The organism is Pseudomonas sp. SCT, assembly GCF_003864275.1.
Classification (GTDB): Bacteria; Pseudomonadota; Gammaproteobacteria; order Pseudomonadales; family Pseudomonadaceae; genus Stutzerimonas; species Stutzerimonas stutzeri_AE.
Window position 1 is genome coordinate 41,515 of record NZ_BDJA01000012.1, and the last position, 17,512, is coordinate 59,026.

Annotated in this window: 17 protein-coding genes; 5 read left to right on the forward strand and 12 right to left on the reverse strand. The window is 56.1% G+C overall.

Annotated features, from left to right (window positions below; translation table 11 throughout):
- Positions 1-196: 196 nt before the first annotated feature.
- From BHD08_RS21860 to merR, 8 genes are all read right to left on the reverse strand, one after another.
- Positions 197-1,543, reverse strand: coding sequence for an NAD(P)/FAD-dependent oxidoreductase (locus tag BHD08_RS21860; protein ID WP_125024942.1), 1,347 nt, complete (start codon positions 1,541-1,543; stop codon positions 197-199).
- Positions 1,540-3,516 carry a glycoside hydrolase family 15 protein gene (locus BHD08_RS21865; RefSeq protein WP_125024944.1) on the reverse strand — a complete coding sequence of 659 codons (1,977 nt, stop codon included), beginning with the start codon at positions 3,514-3,516 and terminating at the stop codon, positions 1,540-1,542. Before BHD08_RS21865 ends, BHD08_RS21860 begins: the two co-directional genes overlap by 4 nt.
- A gap of 2 nt (positions 3,517-3,518) precedes the next feature.
- On the reverse strand, positions 3,519-4,325 hold the full coding sequence (locus BHD08_RS21870; protein WP_125024946.1) for an SDR family oxidoreductase: 807 nt from the start codon (positions 4,323-4,325) through the stop codon (positions 3,519-3,521).
- Positions 4,326-4,407: 82 nt separating this feature from the next.
- Positions 4,408-4,701 carry a hypothetical protein gene (locus BHD08_RS21875; protein ID WP_125024948.1) on the reverse strand — a complete coding sequence of 98 codons (294 nt, stop codon included), beginning with the start codon at positions 4,699-4,701 and terminating at the stop codon, positions 4,408-4,410.
- A 94-nt stretch (positions 4,702-4,795) separates the two neighbouring features.
- Positions 4,796-5,467 carry a hypothetical protein gene (locus BHD08_RS21880; RefSeq protein ID WP_125024950.1) on the reverse strand — a complete coding sequence of 224 codons (672 nt, stop codon included), beginning with the start codon at positions 5,465-5,467 and terminating at the stop codon, positions 4,796-4,798.
- A 503-nt stretch (positions 5,468-5,970) separates the two neighbouring features.
- The gene (locus BHD08_RS21885; protein WP_125024952.1) at positions 5,971-6,753 is read right to left on the reverse strand and encodes a hypothetical protein; all 783 of its coding nucleotides are present in this window, start codon (positions 6,751-6,753) and stop codon (positions 5,971-5,973) included.
- 512 nt (positions 6,754-7,265) lie between these two features.
- Positions 7,266-7,481 (reverse strand): hypothetical protein, encoded by a 216-nt coding sequence (locus BHD08_RS21890; protein ID WP_125024954.1) that lies wholly within the window; start codon positions 7,479-7,481, stop codon positions 7,266-7,268.
- A gap of 167 nt (positions 7,482-7,648) precedes the next feature.
- The gene (gene merR, locus BHD08_RS21895) at positions 7,649-8,077 is read right to left on the reverse strand and encodes an Hg(II)-responsive transcriptional regulator (RefSeq protein ID WP_125024956.1); all 429 of its coding nucleotides are present in this window, start codon (positions 8,075-8,077) and stop codon (positions 7,649-7,651) included.
- A gap of 71 nt (positions 8,078-8,148) precedes the next feature.
- On the opposite strand from merR, the gene merT reads away from it, so the two are divergent.
- The 5 genes from merT (at position 8,149) to merD (ending at position 12,381) form a co-directional block, all read left to right on the forward strand.
- Positions 8,149-8,499 (forward strand): mercuric ion transporter MerT, encoded by a 351-nt coding sequence (gene merT, locus BHD08_RS21900; RefSeq protein WP_125024958.1) that lies wholly within the window; start codon positions 8,149-8,151, stop codon positions 8,497-8,499.
- A gap of 18 nt (positions 8,500-8,517) precedes the next feature.
- Positions 8,518-8,796: a mercury resistance system periplasmic binding protein MerP gene (gene merP, locus BHD08_RS21905; protein ID WP_125024960.1), complete on the forward strand. Its 279-nt coding sequence runs from the start codon at positions 8,518-8,520 to the stop codon at positions 8,794-8,796.
- A gap of 212 nt (positions 8,797-9,008) precedes the next feature.
- Positions 9,009-10,697 (forward strand): mercury(II) reductase, encoded by a 1,689-nt coding sequence (gene merA / locus BHD08_RS21910; protein ID WP_125024962.1) that lies wholly within the window; start codon positions 9,009-9,011, stop codon positions 10,695-10,697.
- 16 nt (positions 10,698-10,713) lie between these two features.
- Positions 10,714-11,367 (forward strand): tetratricopeptide repeat protein, encoded by a 654-nt coding sequence (locus BHD08_RS21915; protein WP_125024964.1) that lies wholly within the window; start codon positions 10,714-10,716, stop codon positions 11,365-11,367.
- A 609-nt stretch (positions 11,368-11,976) separates the two neighbouring features.
- Entirely contained in the window at positions 11,977-12,381 is a 405-nt protein-coding gene (gene merD / locus BHD08_RS21920; RefSeq protein ID WP_125024966.1) for a mercuric resistance transcriptional repressor MerD, read from the forward strand.
- Positions 12,382-12,870: 489 nt separating this feature from the next.
- Here the strand turns inward: merD and BHD08_RS21925 are convergent, their stop codons facing one another.
- Genes BHD08_RS21925 through BHD08_RS21940 form a run of 4 tightly spaced genes read right to left on the reverse strand, consistent with a single transcriptional unit; the run spans position 12,871 to position 16,615 of the window.
- Positions 12,871-13,482 (reverse strand): HAD family hydrolase, encoded by a 612-nt coding sequence (locus BHD08_RS21925; RefSeq protein ID WP_125024969.1) that lies wholly within the window; start codon positions 13,480-13,482, stop codon positions 12,871-12,873.
- A 53-nt stretch (positions 13,483-13,535) separates the two neighbouring features.
- Positions 13,536-14,849, reverse strand: coding sequence for a three-Cys-motif partner protein TcmP (locus BHD08_RS21930; protein ID WP_125024971.1), 1,314 nt, complete (start codon positions 14,847-14,849; stop codon positions 13,536-13,538).
- A gap of 21 nt (positions 14,850-14,870) precedes the next feature.
- Positions 14,871-15,614 (reverse strand): phage Gp37/Gp68 family protein, encoded by a 744-nt coding sequence (locus BHD08_RS21935; protein WP_125024973.1) that lies wholly within the window; start codon positions 15,612-15,614, stop codon positions 14,871-14,873.
- Positions 15,615-15,643: 29 nt separating this feature from the next.
- A complete protein-coding gene (locus BHD08_RS21940; protein WP_125024975.1) occupies positions 15,644-16,615 on the reverse strand; it encodes a site-specific integrase in 972 nt (323 codons plus the stop codon).
- Positions 16,616-17,512: the final 897 nt, after the last annotated feature.

Here is a 17,512-nt window from a genome sequence, read left to right on the forward strand (position 1 = left end):
TGCGCCAAATGAAAGGCCGCTCGAAGGCGGCCGGAGGGGTGTCGCACGGATGAGCCTTAGGCTAGCCCCAGCAATTGGTATTTTCGCGAGCTGCTCTGAGGATATCCGAACAGAAAAACAAACACGCTCTTACGGCCAAAGCCGAACCTTTGCGGAATAACGCAAAGTCTTGGCAGGGCAATGAATATACCTGCGCTCACACCATATAGCCGATATCGGATGCGCCGGTGGGATAGGCAAACATCGTCGACTTGATGTCGTCGGCGGTAAGTCCATGACGGATCGCCAAGGCAAACAAATTGATCACTTCATCGACATTTGGCCCCACCAGATGCGCGCCAAGTATCCGGCCCGATCCTTCTTCTACCAGCACCTTAAAGCCATAAACCGACTCGGCGGCCTGACGCGCGGTGAACCAGCCGGAGGCCTGTTCACTTTTGAGGTTGAATTTCAGGCCTTGCTCACGCGCCTGCGCCTCGCTCAAGCCGACGCTCGCAATAGGCGGGATCGTGAAGGCCACGCTTGGAACCCCCTGATAATTGGGCACACGGTGATTGCCTTCCAGCAAATTCGCCACAACCACCTTGGCGTCATGGCTCGAAACCGGCGTCAACGGCGGGCCCATCTGCGCGGCATCGCCGGCAGCATAAACGGCCGGGTTGGAGACGCTTTGCAGGTATTCGTTGAGCTTGAGCTTCCCACCTTCCGTAGCGACTCCGGCAGCCTCAAGATTCAGGGCGTCAAGATCGGGGGCGCGTCCGGCGGCATGGATCACGCAGTCGGCCTCGAACTGCAGCTTTTGCCCGCCGCTGGACGCCTGCACCCTGTAACCCTCACCGATCTTCTCAATGGCTTCGACCTGTGTCTCGGTGTGCACCTGGATACCAGCCTCCTGGAACGAGGCCATCAGCCAACCGACCAGTTCCGGCTCAAAGTGTTTCAGCATCTGGGCACCATGCTGCAGAACCACCACCTCTGCACCCGCCCGTGCCGCAAGGTGCGAAAACTCCGCCGCGATATAGCCGCCGCCGACCAGCACGATCTTTTTCGGCAGTTTTTCCAGGGTCAGGAACCCTTCGTTGCTGATCAAATACTCCTCACCGGGAATGCCCAGCGGGATCGGCTCTGCACCCGAAGCGATAAGGATGTTCTCCGCCTCGAGTGACTGGCCTTCGACATCGAGCGTATTGGGACCGGTGAACCGGGCGCGCCCATGGTAGGTATCGATGCCCTTGTCGGCGTAGCGGCGTTCCTGCTTTTCTGGGACCGGATCGGTAAAGCTGCGCTTGAAGCCCATCAATTCCGGCCAGTCGATGCTCACCTCGCCGGTGACACCTTTACCATGCATGCGCCGGGCATGATCCAGCGCGTGGGCGCCGTTGATCATCATCTTTTTGGGATCACAGCCACGCAGCGCACAGGTCCCGCCAAAAGGTCGGAAGTCGATGACGGCCACTGTGCGGCCGGCTTGCCGAACCCGCATTGCAGCCCCCATGGCTGCTGTTCCCGCGCCAATAACGATAAGCCCGTATTGTTTGGTCATGGATTCGTCCTCTCAGTGGTTGAGCGTGGGTATGCCTGTAACAGCTCCTGCGGATCCAGAATGGATCGCCTGGACTCAGATTCTGCCGGCGCGTCGTGGGGGGCGTGCCACAAAGCCTGTCGGTGCAGCATGAGCTCAGCGGCTCGTTTCGAACGGTCAGCATGAGTTCCGCTGAGCGATTCGGCCCCGCCTTCCTCATGGAGCCGCAAGTGGATAGCACTATTAATCAAGGCCAGATGAGTAAAGGCTTGTGGGAAGTTGCCAAGGAAGGCGTCGGTCATCGGGTTGATTTCTTCGGCGTAGAGCCCTACGTCATTGGCTTTGGTCAAAAGCCGCTCGAACAACGTACGCGCCTCCTCGGCACGGCCGCAGATCAGCAGCGCATCAACCAGCCAGAAGCTGCAGATTAGGAACGCGCCCTCGCCACCCGGAAGACCGTCCTCAGTGAGGTAGCGGTGGACGTAGTCACCCACACGTAGTTGTTCCTCCACCGCTTCCACTGTGCGCGCCAGCACTTCTGGCTCTAGGGGCATACCCAACAAGGTAACGAGCAGAAGCGCCGCGTCGAGATCCGGATAACCGAAAGCCTGCACCAGGTGCCCGCCACTGGGATCGACTCCCCGCGTTGAAACAGCCTCCAGAATTTCTGCCCGCGCAGCATCCCAAACTGGATTGGGGCCCAGCAGACGCAGCGCCCGGTCGAGTGCTACCCACGCCATCGCCTTGCCGTGAACGTGAGGGCGAGGTTCGCCGCGCATTTCCCAGATTCCCTGGTCGGACTCGTGCCAGTGTTCGGCTACGTGGTTGGCCATTTCCCGAATAATCGTTTCCAGTGTGGAATCAACGGGACCACCAAGGGCCTGGTAGATCAGCGCCCAATCGGCAAGTTCGCCATAGATGTCGACCTGTTTTTGGGTGTAAGCGGCGTTGCCGACCCGTACCGGAGAGGCACCGTCATGGCCTTCCAGGTGATCGAGCAGGCGTTCATCCAGTTCCGCCTCGCCGGTAATGCCGTACAGGATCTGCAGTTCAGGCAGCGTTTGCACGCAGCACAGCCCCAGATATTCGCAATACTTTCGTGCTTCACCGCCATAGCCGAGCGCGGCCAACGCTTGAAGTACGAATGACGAGTCGCGCAACCAGGAAAAGCGGTAATCCCAATTTCTGACGCCTCCGGCCTCTTCAGGTAGCGAGGTGGTCGGCGCTGCCACGATCGCTCCGGACGGCGCGAAGCTCAGGGCTTTTAAAACCAACGCACTGCGCCTCACCATGTCATCGTAAGGGCCTTGATAACAGCAGCGCTTGCACCATTGTTCCCAAAAAGCGCGGGTTATCGCCTGCAACCGGTCGACCTGGGCCAGGGGGGCACGGGCGGCATCCGATTCCGGGGCGATAACAAACGCTCTCCGTTCGCCAGCCTCTACTGTCAACACCGTGTCCAGCATCGGAGCTCCAGCAGCCGGTGCCGAATCGCAAAAGAGTATCGGCGCTTCGCTGTCCTGGCTGAAACCTCGATCAAATGCCTGCACGGCGCTTCGATACTCAACGCGAAGCTCGCTGCGCCCCTCCAGGCCCTCCACGACACGCACTAACCAGCCTGGCGCGTTGAGGGCGACATAATCTGCCTCGTCGGCCGTTGGGTCACGCCCTACCGGCATGAAATCGGTCACGGCGACTCGACCGCTTGGCGTGGTGAATACGGTGCGCAGCATATTGGTGTCCGGCACGTAGGCCCGCTCGACAGCGGTTTTTTGGGTGGGATGAATCAGGAAAAACGCACCCTTGTTTATGTCGAGCAGGCGCCACAAGCTAGGCTCGGCATCGAAACGACCGAGACAGCACCAATCGATGCTGCCGTTGGTGCCGACGAGCGCGGCACCATGGCAATCGCCGATCAGGGCGTAGTCCTTGATCGGCTGATATTTCTGGGTTCTTATCGGCTCGTCTGGCGCGTTTGGCTTTGCTGCACCCATGTTTAGCCTCCTTCCCGGAACGCTGGGTAGAGCAGCATGCCGCCATCGATAAACAGCGTTGTGCCGACGACGTAGTCGGATTCATCCGAGGCCAACCAAACGGTAGCCTTGGCGACATCCTCGGCCTCACCGATTCGCCCGTAGGGGATCAGCTTCAGTAATTTTTCTTTGGCCTCTTCGGTTTCCCACGCGTCCTGATTGATCGGCGTCTTGATCGCTCCAGGCGCGATAGCATTGACGCGAATTTTTTCGGGCGCCAACTCCTGCGCCATGCTTTCCATGAGTAACTTCAACCCGCCCTTGGCGGTGGCGTAGTTCACATGCCCGGACCAGGGAATCGCCTGGTGCACGGAGCTGGTAAAAATGATTTTACCCAGCGCTGGTGAACGCTCTGGATCGAGGCCTTGATGGCGAAAGCGGCGCACCGCCTCTTGAGTGCAGACGAACTGTCCGGTGAGATTGACTTCGATAACCTTACGCCAGTCGTCCAGTGTCATTTCGGTGAACGCAGCATCACGTTGGACCCCGGCATTGGCGACCACTATGTCGACGCCACCCAGCTTTTTCTCAAGCGCGCCAAACAATCTTTCACAATCTTCAGGCTTGGAGACATCCGCCTGCACCGCAAACGCCTTACCGCCGCGGTGGGTGATATCCGCCACCACCCGTTCGGCCTCTTCCTGGCTGGAGCGGTAGTTAACTAAGACCACCGCGCCTGCGTCGGCAAGCGCGCAGGCGATGGCCCGTCCGATCCCGGAGCTTGCCCCGGTTACCAGGGCTCGTTGCCCTGCCAGCAATTTTTCGGTCATAGAACCTCCATTCAGACGGTGGCTTTGGCAGGCCGCCGCTCGTTAAGAAGGGCACCACGGACACGCGCTTCCATGATCGGTTTCAGCGCGGTGGTTTGCCTTCGTTATCAATCGGGTTGTCTTCAGTGGCACAGGTGAGTCCCGATGAACAGCGGCCCTCGTTGCGGGGACAGGTTGCACAGCCGCGCTTGAGATACCAGATGAAGCCAATCACACCGACCACGGCAAATAGCCCACCCATCACAGGCCAGCTCGGCACCAGAAAAGCCAGTGATACTCCTGAAAGCAAAAGCAGCGGAATGCCGCAGCACAGCAGATGCAGCCCTGCGAAGGCCGCTATGAGCAGTCTGGAATCGCCAGTCTTTCTGTTTTTCATATATCCCGATCCGGTTTGACCATTGTTCGGGCGAGGAGCTGTCGCTTCCCCATCCACTTGCCGTGGGCCGCATTCGCGTCTTAACCACAGGCCATCATCCGTAACGGGTAATGGCAGGTTGTGCTTCGAGGAATTGCATTTTCTCCGCCATCACAATCGCAGCCAAATGCCAACGATTCGCACGGTGGTAATTGCGCAGAAACGCATCTCGAACATCGGCGCGGTGACTGAGGACAGCCCCATGGTTCCAGCGATTCATGAAAGCCTCCACGCTGAATACATGACCAACCATGATCATGCGGTCGTCGATCGCGTCCGTATCCAGACGGCCCAACGACTCGGTACTTTTCGCGTCGTGCACGGCGTTGTAGGGCGCAGGAAGTGCATAATCGCCCTGTTCGAGCAAGACCTTCAGTTCCGTCAGATTGGGCTCACAGACGTCATGCCGATAGGTTTCCATGGACTGGCGAAGCTTTGGGTTCTTCAAGGTCTGAATATAGAGATTGCACTGTCCCATGCAGACCCATTCCCGAAGATAGCCTTGGGAAACGGCGTAATATTCGCTAGCGTCCAGTGTTGTGCGGTTATTGCGGGTCGACTCGTACAGTTTTAGTGGCTCGTCGCTGTAGGGAGTGCGGCCATACTCCTCGCCAATTACGATTTGCGGCTGCTGATCGCCGCCCTCGGTACTACCCCCCATCAACCGGCTCGCTGCTTTCTCAAGGATGTTTTGATCATGCGGCTTACCATGTATTTGGTCGCTCATTGAAATAACCTCCGCTTGGCTCATGATCCAGCCGTTGTTTCGCTTGCTAATCGCCCCTCAAAACCGAGAGGCAACGATTGTTCTTTTACTGATATCAACGAACATAGGGCGTTCAGCGTTAGTAACGTACCAACGTACGGCTATAACCTGCCGAAGCATCCCGAAACACCCAGGCAAACCACCGGGCAGACTCCAAACCGCACACCTGCTACCAAGCACGCGCAGGTCACCGGCTCGGCGTCGAAGCGACTAAAACAGACCAGGCGATTGAACCGTCGCGCGCCGCCAGACAACGGAACATGCCAGCCACCGGCGGATAATCCCGGGCCAGGCGGTAACACGGCTACGGTACTGCTAGGCCGCTTATGAAAGCGGCCGTCTCGGGATGCTGGTTAATTTCGAGGCCTTGATGAAGATTCATCGGGCCGGAAAATCTTTCTAGCAGCCGATGATTGGCCATCGATGTGATTCTTTTGGTTATTAAGTCGACTTGTATTGGCGGCCTACTTCCGAGGCTCATGCTTCGTTGATGGAGGAGCTTCTTTAAGTAAACTAAAGACCGTTCCCTTGTCTCGTATATAGCGCTGAGCTAATAGCCCCACGATTGCACCAAAGACAAGGTGAACGAGAAGGCTGGCAATAAACAGGCCAGGCCAAGCGCCGTAGATTCCGAACGGCCCAAACATCAAAGGGACTGGTGGTAAAGTCATCATGCCCATTTCAAAAAACAGGATCCAGGCAACCCCCCAGCCCCAGTGCGCCCGCCCGGCAATCAAGGCATATAACAGCGCGAATGTGCTTCCGTTGAGGACGATATGGTAAACGGAGCCGGTAAACGTAACGATTGGGCTATCTGTCATGTTCCCTGTAATCCACTTGCCGAACATGATTGGCATATCGCTTGGGAACCAGCCCATCCAGACACCTAGCAAACGTACGGGCTCACCACCGATAATTGTTCCGATCAGACCCACAGCCAAACCGACACCGATCCGGTTAGCCAGGCGTGGATAACGTCGTACTGAATAGACCCATATCAAGGCAATCACGATCAGGGCAGGGATGATTACGTCCATGATGTACCAGGAGGTAAACGAGTGCATCATCTTCATCATCTCAGGAACTTTGGTCGGATCTGGCGGAGCGAACCACATATCAGCCATTGATATCCCGTTCGAAAGCATGAATGCATATCCGCCGAATGTGATCATCAGAACCGGCAGGGAACCTGCAATGAAGGTAATCGCTGTAAGCATGAATTCAATTTTGGAGCTAGTTGGTTTCATACAAGTCTCCTGCACAAAATAGTTGTTTACGTTTTAGCCGTGTTCTTCGCGTATAACGCAGCGCTTTCAGTTTCGGCCAGTATGTGCCAACTGCTAGGTTTTCTTGCTGGCTGTCCTTACACCTGAGCATGGTGATTGCTCATCTAGTGATATCAACAAACGCAGGGCGTTCAGTGTTAGTGACGTACTAACGTACGGCTATAGCTGCCAAGGCATCACGCCATTGACGCACTGCTTTTGGCGGGCCGCTTTCACAGCCAGTTATGAAGGGGAACAGTCGAACTGAGGAAGGCAATCGCAGGACACCGTCCCGGATCACTCCTGCAAGTGGTGAAAGCAAATTAATCAGGTCGCTTTATAACTGCACGGCGTGGCTGACAGGCGAGCGGACCTTTCGCTGGGCCCCGTCAAGCGCAACTGAGACCATGGCTTTTCTTCGTTGGGCTAGCCATAACCGGCTACGCCAATGGCTAGCCAGCTATGGCTTCGGAAAAGGAAGCGCCTCAATTTCGTCACGCACGCGTTAGGAATTCGTTGGCCCGCCTGACCCGTATTTTGTCTTGGTCTTGGACTTCACGGAAAAAGTCGGCCAAATCCTGGTTACCCGCTTGCTGAGCATCACGAATGTATTGATCGCAGGCCTTCGCGCCGTGAAGCGCGTGATAAAGGATGCTCGTTAGATTGTAGGTAACATCGCTAGTATCGGTTTTCGTTGAGTCGGTGCTCATCTCGATTCTCCTTATGGGTAGTAGCCTTTCTGGGAGAGGTCGAATCGATCGCAAAGTTCATAGCCACATAGGCATCTATGTCGTATCTATGTACGGAGACAGCAGTTGCTTTCATCACAATCAGCTTTTTAACCTCAACAGGAATCGAGATCTAAGCTAAGCAGCCATCAAGCTAAGCGAGCAGTGTCCGCGGCCTGTTGTAAAGAAGAGATGAGCGGGCAACTTACATTATTGTCTCGGTGATGGCATCGGCCTGCAAATTGCGACAGTACCGCTTGCATATGCTCCAGGTCCGCCAGGCGTGAGCGTATGTCTGCTAGTTTGTGCTCAGCGATTTCCGCCGCCTCAGCGCAATGCATTCCGTCTTCGAGCTGAAGCAGTTGTGCGACTTCATCCAATGAGAAGCCAAGGCGTTGCGAGAACTTTATGAACTTGACGCGCGCTATATCTGAGTCGCCGTAGCGGCGAATGCTTCCGTAGGGCTTTTCCGGTTCGGGTAGCAAGCCCTTACGCTGATAGTACCGAATGGTCTCTACGTTTACGCCCGCTGCCTTGGCGAAGACACCGATGGTGAGGTTGCCGAGTGTTTTTTTCATAACGCTTGACTCCGTAGCTGGATACGGAACCAAGATTATGTCATTCACACGTCGATCGAAAGGAGGAACCCATGTCGGAACCGCGAAGTGGTCGTGCTGCACTAGTCACGGGAGGGCTTGCCGCTGTCGTAGCCTCGGCTTGCTGCCTGGGACCTTTGATTCTAGTAACCCTGGGAATCAGCGGTGCCTGGATCAGCAACCTGGCAGTTTTGGAGCCTTACCGGCCGATCTTCATCGGCGCGGCACTGATAGCGATGTTCTTTGCGTACCGGCGGATCTTCCGTCCGGCACAAGCCTGCAAGCCGGGTGATGTCTGTGCGGTGGGGCGGGTCAAAACCTCGTACAAAGTGCTCTTCTGGGTCGTGGCCACGCTGGTTCTGGTTGCGCTTGGGTTCCCTTATGTCCTGCCACTGTTTTATTGAAACCGAAAGGAAAATGTCATGAAAAAAATCTTAACAGCAATCGTCCTGGCCGCTGGGTTCAGCTCATCCGTTTGGGCCGCTTCGCAAACCGTCACGCTTTTGGTACCCGGCATGACATGTTCGTCTTGCCCCATCACGGTCAAACACGCGCTGAACAAGGTCGAGGGGGTCAGCGAGGCGCAGGTTAGCTTTGCAACCAAGCAGGCTACCGTGACTTTCGACGATACGCTGACTGACGTCGAGGCGCTGACCAAGGCGACTACAGATGCCGGTTATCCATCTGAGCTGAAAGAATAGTCTAAGCCGGCAGCACGCTTGACTAGGCTCGCCATGTATCCAGGCGGCGCCAATTCTCCTCGCGGCGTCTCCACTCGCTTATCGGCGCAGTGGAGGCCATCGCAAACGTGCTAGCCGACCATGTCTTCCGGTCAGATGAATCGTCAGTAGTTACCGCGCCGGACCAATGCCGAAAGGCTGTCGGCCCCCAGTGCGAAAAAAGGAAATTACATATGAGCAAAACAGATCAGGTCACCCTTCAGGTGACGGGCATGACCTGCCCAAGCTGCACGCAACACGTCGAGGCAGCGCTACTGAAGGTGTCTGGCGTATCGCATGCCGCTATCGAATACTCCGAGGGCCTTGCTCGTGTTACGGGTACCAGGCCGGACCTGTCATCCTTGATCGCAGCTGTTCAGGCGTTGGGTTATCAGGCCGCCCTTGTGGAGGGCGGCATGCGCAGCGAGGAATCGGCAGGTACACCCGGCTGGCAGACTGGCGAAACCGCCACGCGGAACACTGGCGGTCGGTTGCATATCGCGGTCATCGGTAGTGGCGGAGGCGCGATGGCGGCCGCTCTCAAGGCTGCCGAGAATGGTGCGAACGTCACCCTGATCGAGCGCGGCACCATTGGCGGCACCTGCGTCAACACCGGCTGTGTACCGTCGAAAATCATGATTCGCGCCGCGCACATTGCCCACCTTCGTCGTGAGAGTCCTTTTGATGGCGGGCTTTCGGCAGCAGCTCCGACCGTGTTGCGCGACCGGCTGTTAAAGCAGCAGCAAGACCGCGTCGAGGAGCTGCGCCACGCCAAGTACGAAAGCATTTTGGACAGTAGCGATGCTGTGAACGTGATCCGTGGTACGGCGCGTTTCAAGGATGGCCACACCCTGACCGTGGCATTGGTTGAAGGCGGTGAGCGAGAAGTGACCTTCGACCGCTGCCTTGTCGCAACAGGCGCGAGCGCGACCATTCCACCGATCCCCGGTCTCGACGGCACCCCATATTGGACATCCACAGAGGCATTGGTGAGCGAGACCATTCCGGAACGGCTTGCCGTGATTGGCTCGTCTGTCGTCGCACTGGAACTGGCGCAGGCATTTGCCCGCTTGGGCAGTCAGGTCACCATTATTGCCCGCCGCACGCTGTTTTCCAGCGAAGACCCGGCCATAGGCGAGGCAGTGACAACCGCTTTCCGCGCCGAGGGCATCGAAGTTTGGACACACACGCAGGCAAGCGCCGTGTCTTATGCCAGCGGCGAGTTCGTACTGACGACTGACAAGGGCGAGTTGCGGGCCGACAACCTGTTCATAGCCACCGGGCGCTCACCCAACACCGAGGGCTTGCATCTGGAACGCGCTGGAGTGGAACAGGACCAGCGTGGTGGCATCCTGATCGATCAGGGCATGCGCACCAGCGCACCGAATATCTATGCAGCGGGCGATTGCACCGACCAGCCGCAGTTCGTTTACGTCGCAGCCGCCGCGGGCACGCGTGCAGCAATCAACATGACCGGCGGCGATGCGAAGTTGGATTTGGATGCCATGCCGGCCGTGGTGTTCACCGACCCGCAGGTTGCCACTGTTGGCTACAGCGAAGCAGAGGCCAAGCGCGCCGGTTATGAAACCGATAGCCGTACTCTTAGCCTTGACAACGTGCCGCGCGCACTCGCCAATTTTGACACGCGCGGTTTCATCAAGCTTGTCGCCGAGGCTGGCTCGGGCCGCCTGCTTGGCGTGCAGGCAGTGGCACCGGAAGCGGGCGAAATCATCCAGACCGCGGTGATCGCCATCCGTGCCCGCATGACGGTACAGGATCTGGCCAACCAGCTCTTTCCCTACCTGACGATGGTCGAGGGCTTGAAGCTGGCTGCGCAGACCTTCTCGAAGGACGTCAAACAGCTGTCCTGCTGCGCGGGATGAAATCTAGGAGGTTGTTATGTCTTGTATAAAGCTCGCGGGACGCTTTCCTCGGTCTTCGCTAAGAAGCCTGTTGCTCGGTGTTGCAGCATTGAGTTTGTCAAACGCGGTTCTTGCCTATGACTTTTCAAAGCTGGAGACGGCATTTGAAACCTTGTCGCCGGAGACCATTAACAGCTGGGAGCAAAAAGCGCACGCCGGTAATGCCCTCGCGCAGAATGTCGTAGGCGTGGCTTACAAGTGCGGCATCGGTGTAAAGCAAGACCATGCAGCGTCGGTCAAATGGTTCCGTATGGCGGCTGAGCAGGGTGAAGCTGATGCTCAGTTCAACCTGGCGCGCCTCTATGGAAGCGAGGTCAACGGGGCCTACAAGAAAGCTCGCGCAGTCCCTGCAAACGATGAAGAAGCGCTCAAGTGGTATCAGCGCTCGGCAGAGCAAGGACATACACAGGCCCAGGTAAAACTTGCAGAGATGTACGCAGATGGAGCGGACAAAGGCCTGCACGTTCAGGGCTTTGTCCTGGCTTATAAATGGCTGAGCCTGGCTGCAGCTGCAGGGGAACCAACGGCGAAAGAACTTATCCAGGTCTATTCGACACGGATGGAGCCCGAGCAGGTGGCTGAGGCCAGGTCGCTTGCGCAAGAATGGTTGAGCCAAAAACGCGCTAGTTAAGCTTTGAGCTCTCGCCGATAGGCAAACAGGAGCGGGCGCATCTTGGTTTTCCAGTTCTGTAACATCGCCGATACGTCCCGATCCTGCTTGCCGCCCCAGTAGCCAAGAGGGCCCTTGGTACCAGATATAGCCGAGCATTGCCCACGCCCACGCCCAGTGGCCGGACAGCAGGCGATCATCGCTCACTGTTACGCATACGATGCTGACTTTAATCACATCGTCAGAGCGCGGCAGGCAGGTCCGTTTCCTATTGATGCGCCCATCTTTGTTCAAAAAAAACTTGATCCCGTAGCCTGGTACGGAGACAGCATCCTCTTTTCTGTCTTCAGCGGCTAGAGACCGCCGCTAGGTAAAAATATCCGAACGCGGGATTTGCATGTACACACAAGGAAAGCGCTGTATTACACCTAGGCACAGTAACCAGAAGTACCTGTCTGGAAGCTTTGAGCGGCTGTCTCCCGAGGGGGACTCGCGGCTTCCGATTAAGCTCACGAAGGGGTACGCGGTTTCCCAGCATAAAGGAGCCCAAGCGGTAAACCTTGTGCAGAAGCTCCATCCGGCGCGAGATCTCCGCTTACTGTTGACCCACGACGATAGCGTTAGCTCTTCGTGACGGAATACACTGTATCTAGGCTGGCGAAGGAAGCGGGGATCAGCATCAACGTGGTGCGTGACTACGTACTGCGTGGATTGATACAGCCGACACGGCGCACAGTCAGTGGTTATGGCCTCTACGACGAGTCTGCGCTGTCCCGGTTGCGTTTCGTTCGGGCTTCATATGAATGCGGCATTGGGCTCGATAAGCTGGGCCAGTTATGCCAAGCGATCGATGCTGGAAACCGGCTGGATACCATGCGATGCATAGAACATTTGCATGTTCACATCAAGCAGCGGCAGCGGGCATTGACTATTGTTGAGGCCCAATTGGTAGAGGTGGCTGAGCATGCCTCGGAGCAAGGCTGCGGTGATATGTTGTCCAAGTGGTTTGAAGCCAACCTGACACATGACGGATGAACTGTTAATTATATGATCCTAGGTCCAGCCGAGGGACATGATCCGGCGGCGTGAAGGTCGAGTAGTCGGCCCTGGTGGATCGTCAGCTATTCAGCGCGATGGTGCACCCCGCCAAGTTCTAAGCCATTACGCCGATGCTGGTCTGCTTACTATTAAACCGTGCTGCTATCGTGCGGCGATGTTAGCGACTGGCAGTTGAGCTAAATGCCAACATTTAGTTCTAGGACGGGCTTTGCCGCCAGGCCGCTAAAAGAGATCGCAGGATCGATGTACCGCATGGCTGAGTTAATGTCTTTCCAACCGACATAGGTCATCAGCGCCTTGAGCTCCCAGCCGTTGGCCGTGGCCCAGGTTACCAGGGCACTGATTGACGTGATTCAGAGCCAAGCGCGACGCCAGATTGCCGAGAGCTGAGATGGATGACGAGGGCAGATCGGTGCCGATTGTACTTAACAGGCGGCCCGTAAAATAAAGGCTCGGCGGAACGCGCTACTGCAGAACAAATTCCGCAAACTCCCTCAGTGTGGCAAACCCAGCTTGCCGTACCTTACCCTCACGCTGCAGGTGATGGCCCTGCATGCCCAGTGTCTCTGGCCCTAGAACATCGGCAACCAGCGTATCGCCGATCATCGCGATGGCGGAAGCCTCAAAACCAAGTTGTTCGATCACCTGACGATAAATTCCAGGCTCTGGCTTTATCGCCCCGACCTCGAAGCTCCACGCGTAAACATCGAAGGCGAGCAAGAGCAGCTTGGCTGGGATCGCATAAGGGGCCGCGAGATTGGAGCACAACGCGAGCTTCAGGCCGGCCTCCTTCAGTTGATTTAGCGATTCCAGGGTGTCCTCAAAGCAGCGAATGCTGGCCAACTCGGTGAAAAGATCGGTTTCAAGTCGAGCCAGCTCGAAATGGTTCAATTGGGCACCGAACAAAGCGGCAGCTCCAGCTAAGCCCAAATTTTGGGTCATGAGAGTCCGCGCATCGCCTGGCTTTGGTTGCCTGCCCTGAAGCCGCAGTTGCTGCATCAACTGACGGAAAGGATGACGTCGCTCGCCAATCTGGAGCAGCGTGCCAAATGCGTCGAAAACTACTGCTTGTATCACGCCGGTACCTATACCGTTAAAGACGAGCCGCCGCCAAAGAGCGGGGCCGAACCTCAATCTTCTGAGTTGAACTTCTTCAGTGGTGGCAGGAAGAAGATGGGTCTCTGCGGCGGAGCAATCAAAACGTCAGTGGATTTGATGCTTGTGCCTTTGCGGCGCCTTGTTTTGCCCTCCTTGTCCACTGCCAGCAAATCACCGGTCGCGACAGCCATATGGAGAGCCTGCTTTACGCGAAGCTCATCAGCCATGGTGTAATTGGTCAATCCACTCATCAGGCCCAGAAAAGGTTGCCGTTCTACTTCGTAGACCTGCTTAGGCAAGAGCTCTGAAAGCTCGCCACGGATGCGGTCATCCGTGGCATCGTCGAAGTGGTGCTCATCCAGCAGCAAATCGTGTTGACCTGTCACGGCGATATCACGATTGGCGTCGTAACCGAAAAAGCTGGAGGGCGAGAGCATGTGGGAAAAATTATTGCCGTACTTCCAGTGGATTTTCTTCATCACATCGTTGGCGCGGTAGTTGTTTGCCAAATGGATGAACCAATAGGCCATCGGGTTGCTGCCGGCCGGACGAATGAAGAAGACGGTCATGTACTGGGCACCGCTTTCCTGCTTGATCCCCTCAGACAGATAGCGCTGGATCAGGTATTGCCAGCTCCGCGGCTGATGCGCCTTCAGCTGTTTGAGCATGTCCCATGGCACATGGTGGTCCAAGCCGATATTGGAAATGGCTTTCCGGTTCGCTTGGCGGTCGGCCAGGTAGGTAACCAGAAAATCGACATTGAAGGTCAGCAGGACCTCGGCTTTGCTGAGGTTCTGGAAAATCCATTTGATCTTGGGGAACGGCACGTCGGCATAACCGTACTGATCCAGCAGGAAGAGCACACGCTCACCCTTGCCGAAGTGCTTGAGCTTCTGAGCGATTATCGGCAAGGCCTCGGTGAATTCGGCGCGATGCAGATGCACATCCTGACCAACCCGAGGGGCGTGACCGCGTGCGGCCAATACCGAATGCAAGCACGCGATGTTCTCAGGCTTCACATCCACGAAATAGTGCTGGGAGCGGATGGGCCGTCGCTTGATACGCTCCAGATTGTTTCGGATCTCCGACGCCTGAATCGCCTCCAGAGCTATTACTGGAGAGCCAAAGTGGTGTTTGCCTGCGCCGTCATGGTAGATACCGCCGCCACTGAAGCCATCGACGATCGATAACCCCAGCTCTGGCATCAGCTGGTTGCGCATCAGCACGTCGATGTAAGTCTGGATGTACTCATCGATGATCTGGTGTTTGATGTTGCTGTGCGGATCGATGACCGGGAAGGTTTGCGTTCTCCAATCCCAGCGGTACTTTTCATCATCCTTGGCCATGGCGTATTCCTTGTACTGATTTCAGGCGAGATTGAGCAGAGGGATTTCATCCCAGGTCTGGCCGTTCAATAGTCGTCCATTCGCCCTTTTCGAACGCTTCACTCCGTCGGCCCCCCAGCCGCCCCATTGCTTGAAGAAGAACGCTGAGCCGAAGGCGTCGCACTGGCGATGAATGTTGTCGACCCACTCTTGCTTCATCGGCCGCGCCTTAGCCCCTGACTCTCCACCGACAATCACCCAGTGGATGTCGGTCAGGTCCAGCTCACCTAAGTCCTCCAGCAGCGGCTCGGCAGAGAGAAAGCGAATCGTGGCATCGACTTGGCGCAGGCAGTCGATCCTCGGCACTCCATATTCGCGGTCCTCAACTGATATCCCCAGCCAGGCATTGGCTGGCGGCGTCCGCTTACTGAAGTAGGCGGCCAGGCGCTCGGCACGCTTGGTGAGGATTTGAAAGGTGTGCTGGGAGGCCTTTCGGATGACCTCGAACACTTGGTCGATATATTCGTCCGGTACGTTCTCGTGGAATAAGTCGGACATCGAATTGACGAAGTAAATAGTCGGTTTCTTGCGCTGTAGTGGCTCTTGCAGCTTCTCCGGCCGCAGGCTCAGACGAAAGCCGTTCTCGTATCCTGGCGTCCCCATAGCCTGCAACCGGTAAGCCATATTCTCGGCGTAGCAATGCTTGCAGCCCGGCGACACCTTGGTGCATCCCACTATCGGGTTCCAAGTCATTTCCGTCCATTCGATGCTGGTCTGCGTACTCATTGCACCGTCACTCCTGTCATGCGTCGATGTTAGTGAGAAGCTGGCAACTGCGTCAAAGTGCCAGCATTAAGTTCAAGGGCGGGCCTAGCCGCCAGGCCACCAAAGGAGATGGCCGGATCGATATAGCGCATGGCTGATTTAATGTCCTTCCGCCCCACATACGTCATCAGGGCTTTGAGATCCCAGCCGTTAGCGGTGGCCCAAGTAGCGAAGCCACGACGCAAGGAGTGGCTGGTGTACAGCTCAGCCGGAACACCGGCGCGCTGCAGAATCTGGCGCAACAGCGTGATGAGACTTCCGGGATGCAACGCTTCGTCGTTGAGGTGTCCCCAGCGATCCACACGGCGGAATACCGCCCCGCGAGCAATCCCGGCGACACTAATCCAGTCGAGATAGGCCTGCACCGGGCACAGTTGTTTTAAGGCCGGTGCGTAGTGGGTGGTACCGACGTTCTCCCGGTCACCCTTGCTCTGCGGGAGAAACAAGCGCATGCCAGCACCGGCTTCAGCCTGTACATACTCGACCTTTAGTCGACAGAGTTCGTCGCTTCTAAAGCCCCGCCAAAAGCCAATCAGCAGCAGGGCCGCGTCACGCCGGCTACGTAGCAGACTAGCTAAGTCCCCTGATATCTGAGCTCGCTCGGCTTCCCGATTCAGCCATTGAGCCGCGTGGTCGAGATGCTGCAGCTGCAATGGAGCAGCTTGCTTGGCTTGCGCCGGATGCAAGGTGCGAATGCCTTTGAGTACCTGGCGCACCGTGGGGGTCTTCGTCGGGTCAGGAAAGCCTTGGGTGATATGCCACTGAGCCAGGGCGGCTAGGCGCTGCTTCAGCGTGTTTAGGCTCAAGGTGTCTGCGTAGTCAACTAAGTAGCGGACAATGCTGTCGCTGGTAGCGGGCAGGAAGCCACCCCAAGTCAATTCGAAGTGCTCGATTGCTGATTGATAGCTGCGGCGAGTGTTTTCTCGCGTGCCAGCTTGCAGATAGCGCCCAACGTCCTTCATCGCCTAGATGGCCTTTTGTGTACTGAGATGTGACCATTTTCAAAAAAGTAGACTCCGCTAAACCCTTGTTATTTAGAATGTTATTTCTGAAATAGTAGACAAAATCCCAGCAGTTAGATTTTTGTCTACTATTTTAGCGAGGCAAGCATTCAGCGAAAATGAGGCTGATATGCTCTGCGCCGGGACTGAGCTTGTTATTCCCTTAAGATCTTTTACGCCAATATTTACTCGAAACCGATATAATAAAGCTCTGAGGAATAACTATACCTAATAATGGGTTTTCTTGACTGTTACAAAGAGGGCGGATAAATGACGACTATTGATATAAAAAAGGTTTAAGTGTAGTAGCCAAAGGATTGCTTTGCCGAATTGAAGAGCTACTCCCTGACATGCGATTCTTGGTTATTTCGCGGGGAAACGGCACAAGATTTATAGCTTCTATAGAAGAGATTGAGATTATAGGGGCGGAGGATAAGGCTGCGACAGTAGTTACTCTGGATGACAGCATCAATGAATCATCGTTAGAAGAAATTGAAACTGCATTAGCACGATTCAAGGTGATCGATGACTGGCGTGCCGGGCGCTGCGATATATTATCCGCTATTGAGCAACTAAATATTTCAAGAGCTTACTTATTCAAGCTTGCTAGGCGGTATGACCCCGAGGCCGGGTATGCCTCTTTGCTTATGCACAAGAGAGGTCGACAGGCTAAGGAAAAGAGGCTTTGTGAGGCGGTCGAAGAAATAATCCAGAGAAGCATTGACTCTGAATGTAGTGGTCAACCCATCCCGGACAGTGGGTTAAGTTTTTCTTCGGCCACCGCAGGCGGCAGCCCGTCGTTGAATTGATGCGGTCTGATCCAGTTGTAGCGATGCATCAGGTAATGGCTGATGTCTC

Bases quoted from the DNA above. Each gene is read 5' to 3' on its own strand.
- merA (WP_125024962.1), top strand. From the start codon at position 9,009: ATGAGCAAAACAGATCAGGTCACCCTTCAGGTGACGGGCATGACCTGC.
- merT (WP_125024958.1), top strand. From the start codon at position 8,149: ATGTCGGAACCGCGAAGTGGTCGTGCTGCACTAGTCACGGGAGGGCTT.
- BHD08_RS21875 (WP_125024948.1), bottom strand. From the start codon at position 4,701: ATGAAAAACAGAAAGACTGGCGATTCCAGACTGCTCATAGCGGCCTTC.
- BHD08_RS21915 (WP_125024964.1), top strand. From the start codon at position 10,714: ATGTCTTGTATAAAGCTCGCGGGACGCTTTCCTCGGTCTTCGCTAAGA.
- merR (WP_125024956.1), bottom strand. From the start codon at position 8,077: ATGAAAAAAACACTCGGCAACCTCACCATCGGTGTCTTCGCCAAGGCA.
- BHD08_RS21930 (WP_125024971.1), bottom strand. From the start codon at position 14,849: ATGGCCAAGGATGATGAAAAGTACCGCTGGGATTGGAGAACGCAAACC.
- BHD08_RS21860 (WP_125024942.1), bottom strand. From the start codon at position 1,543: ATGACCAAACAATACGGGCTTATCGTTATTGGCGCGGGAACAGCAGCC.
- BHD08_RS21865 (WP_125024944.1), bottom strand. From the start codon at position 3,516: ATGGGTGCAGCAAAGCCAAACGCGCCAGACGAGCCGATAAGAACCCAG.
- BHD08_RS21935 (WP_125024973.1), bottom strand. From the start codon at position 15,614: ATGAGTACGCAGACCAGCATCGAATGGACGGAAATGACTTGGAACCCG.
- merP (WP_125024960.1), top strand. From the start codon at position 8,518: ATGAAAAAAATCTTAACAGCAATCGTCCTGGCCGCTGGGTTCAGCTCA.
- BHD08_RS21885 (WP_125024952.1), bottom strand. From the start codon at position 6,753: ATGAAACCAACTAGCTCCAAAATTGAATTCATGCTTACAGCGATTACC.
- BHD08_RS21890 (WP_125024954.1), bottom strand. From the start codon at position 7,481: ATGAGCACCGACTCAACGAAAACCGATACTAGCGATGTTACCTACAAT.
- BHD08_RS21940 (WP_125024975.1), bottom strand. From the start codon at position 16,615: ATGAAGGACGTTGGGCGCTATCTGCAAGCTGGCACGCGAGAAAACACT.
- BHD08_RS21880 (WP_125024950.1), bottom strand. From the start codon at position 5,467: ATGAGCGACCAAATACATGGTAAGCCGCATGATCAAAACATCCTTGAG.
- BHD08_RS21870 (WP_125024946.1), bottom strand. From the start codon at position 4,325: ATGACCGAAAAATTGCTGGCAGGGCAACGAGCCCTGGTAACCGGGGCA.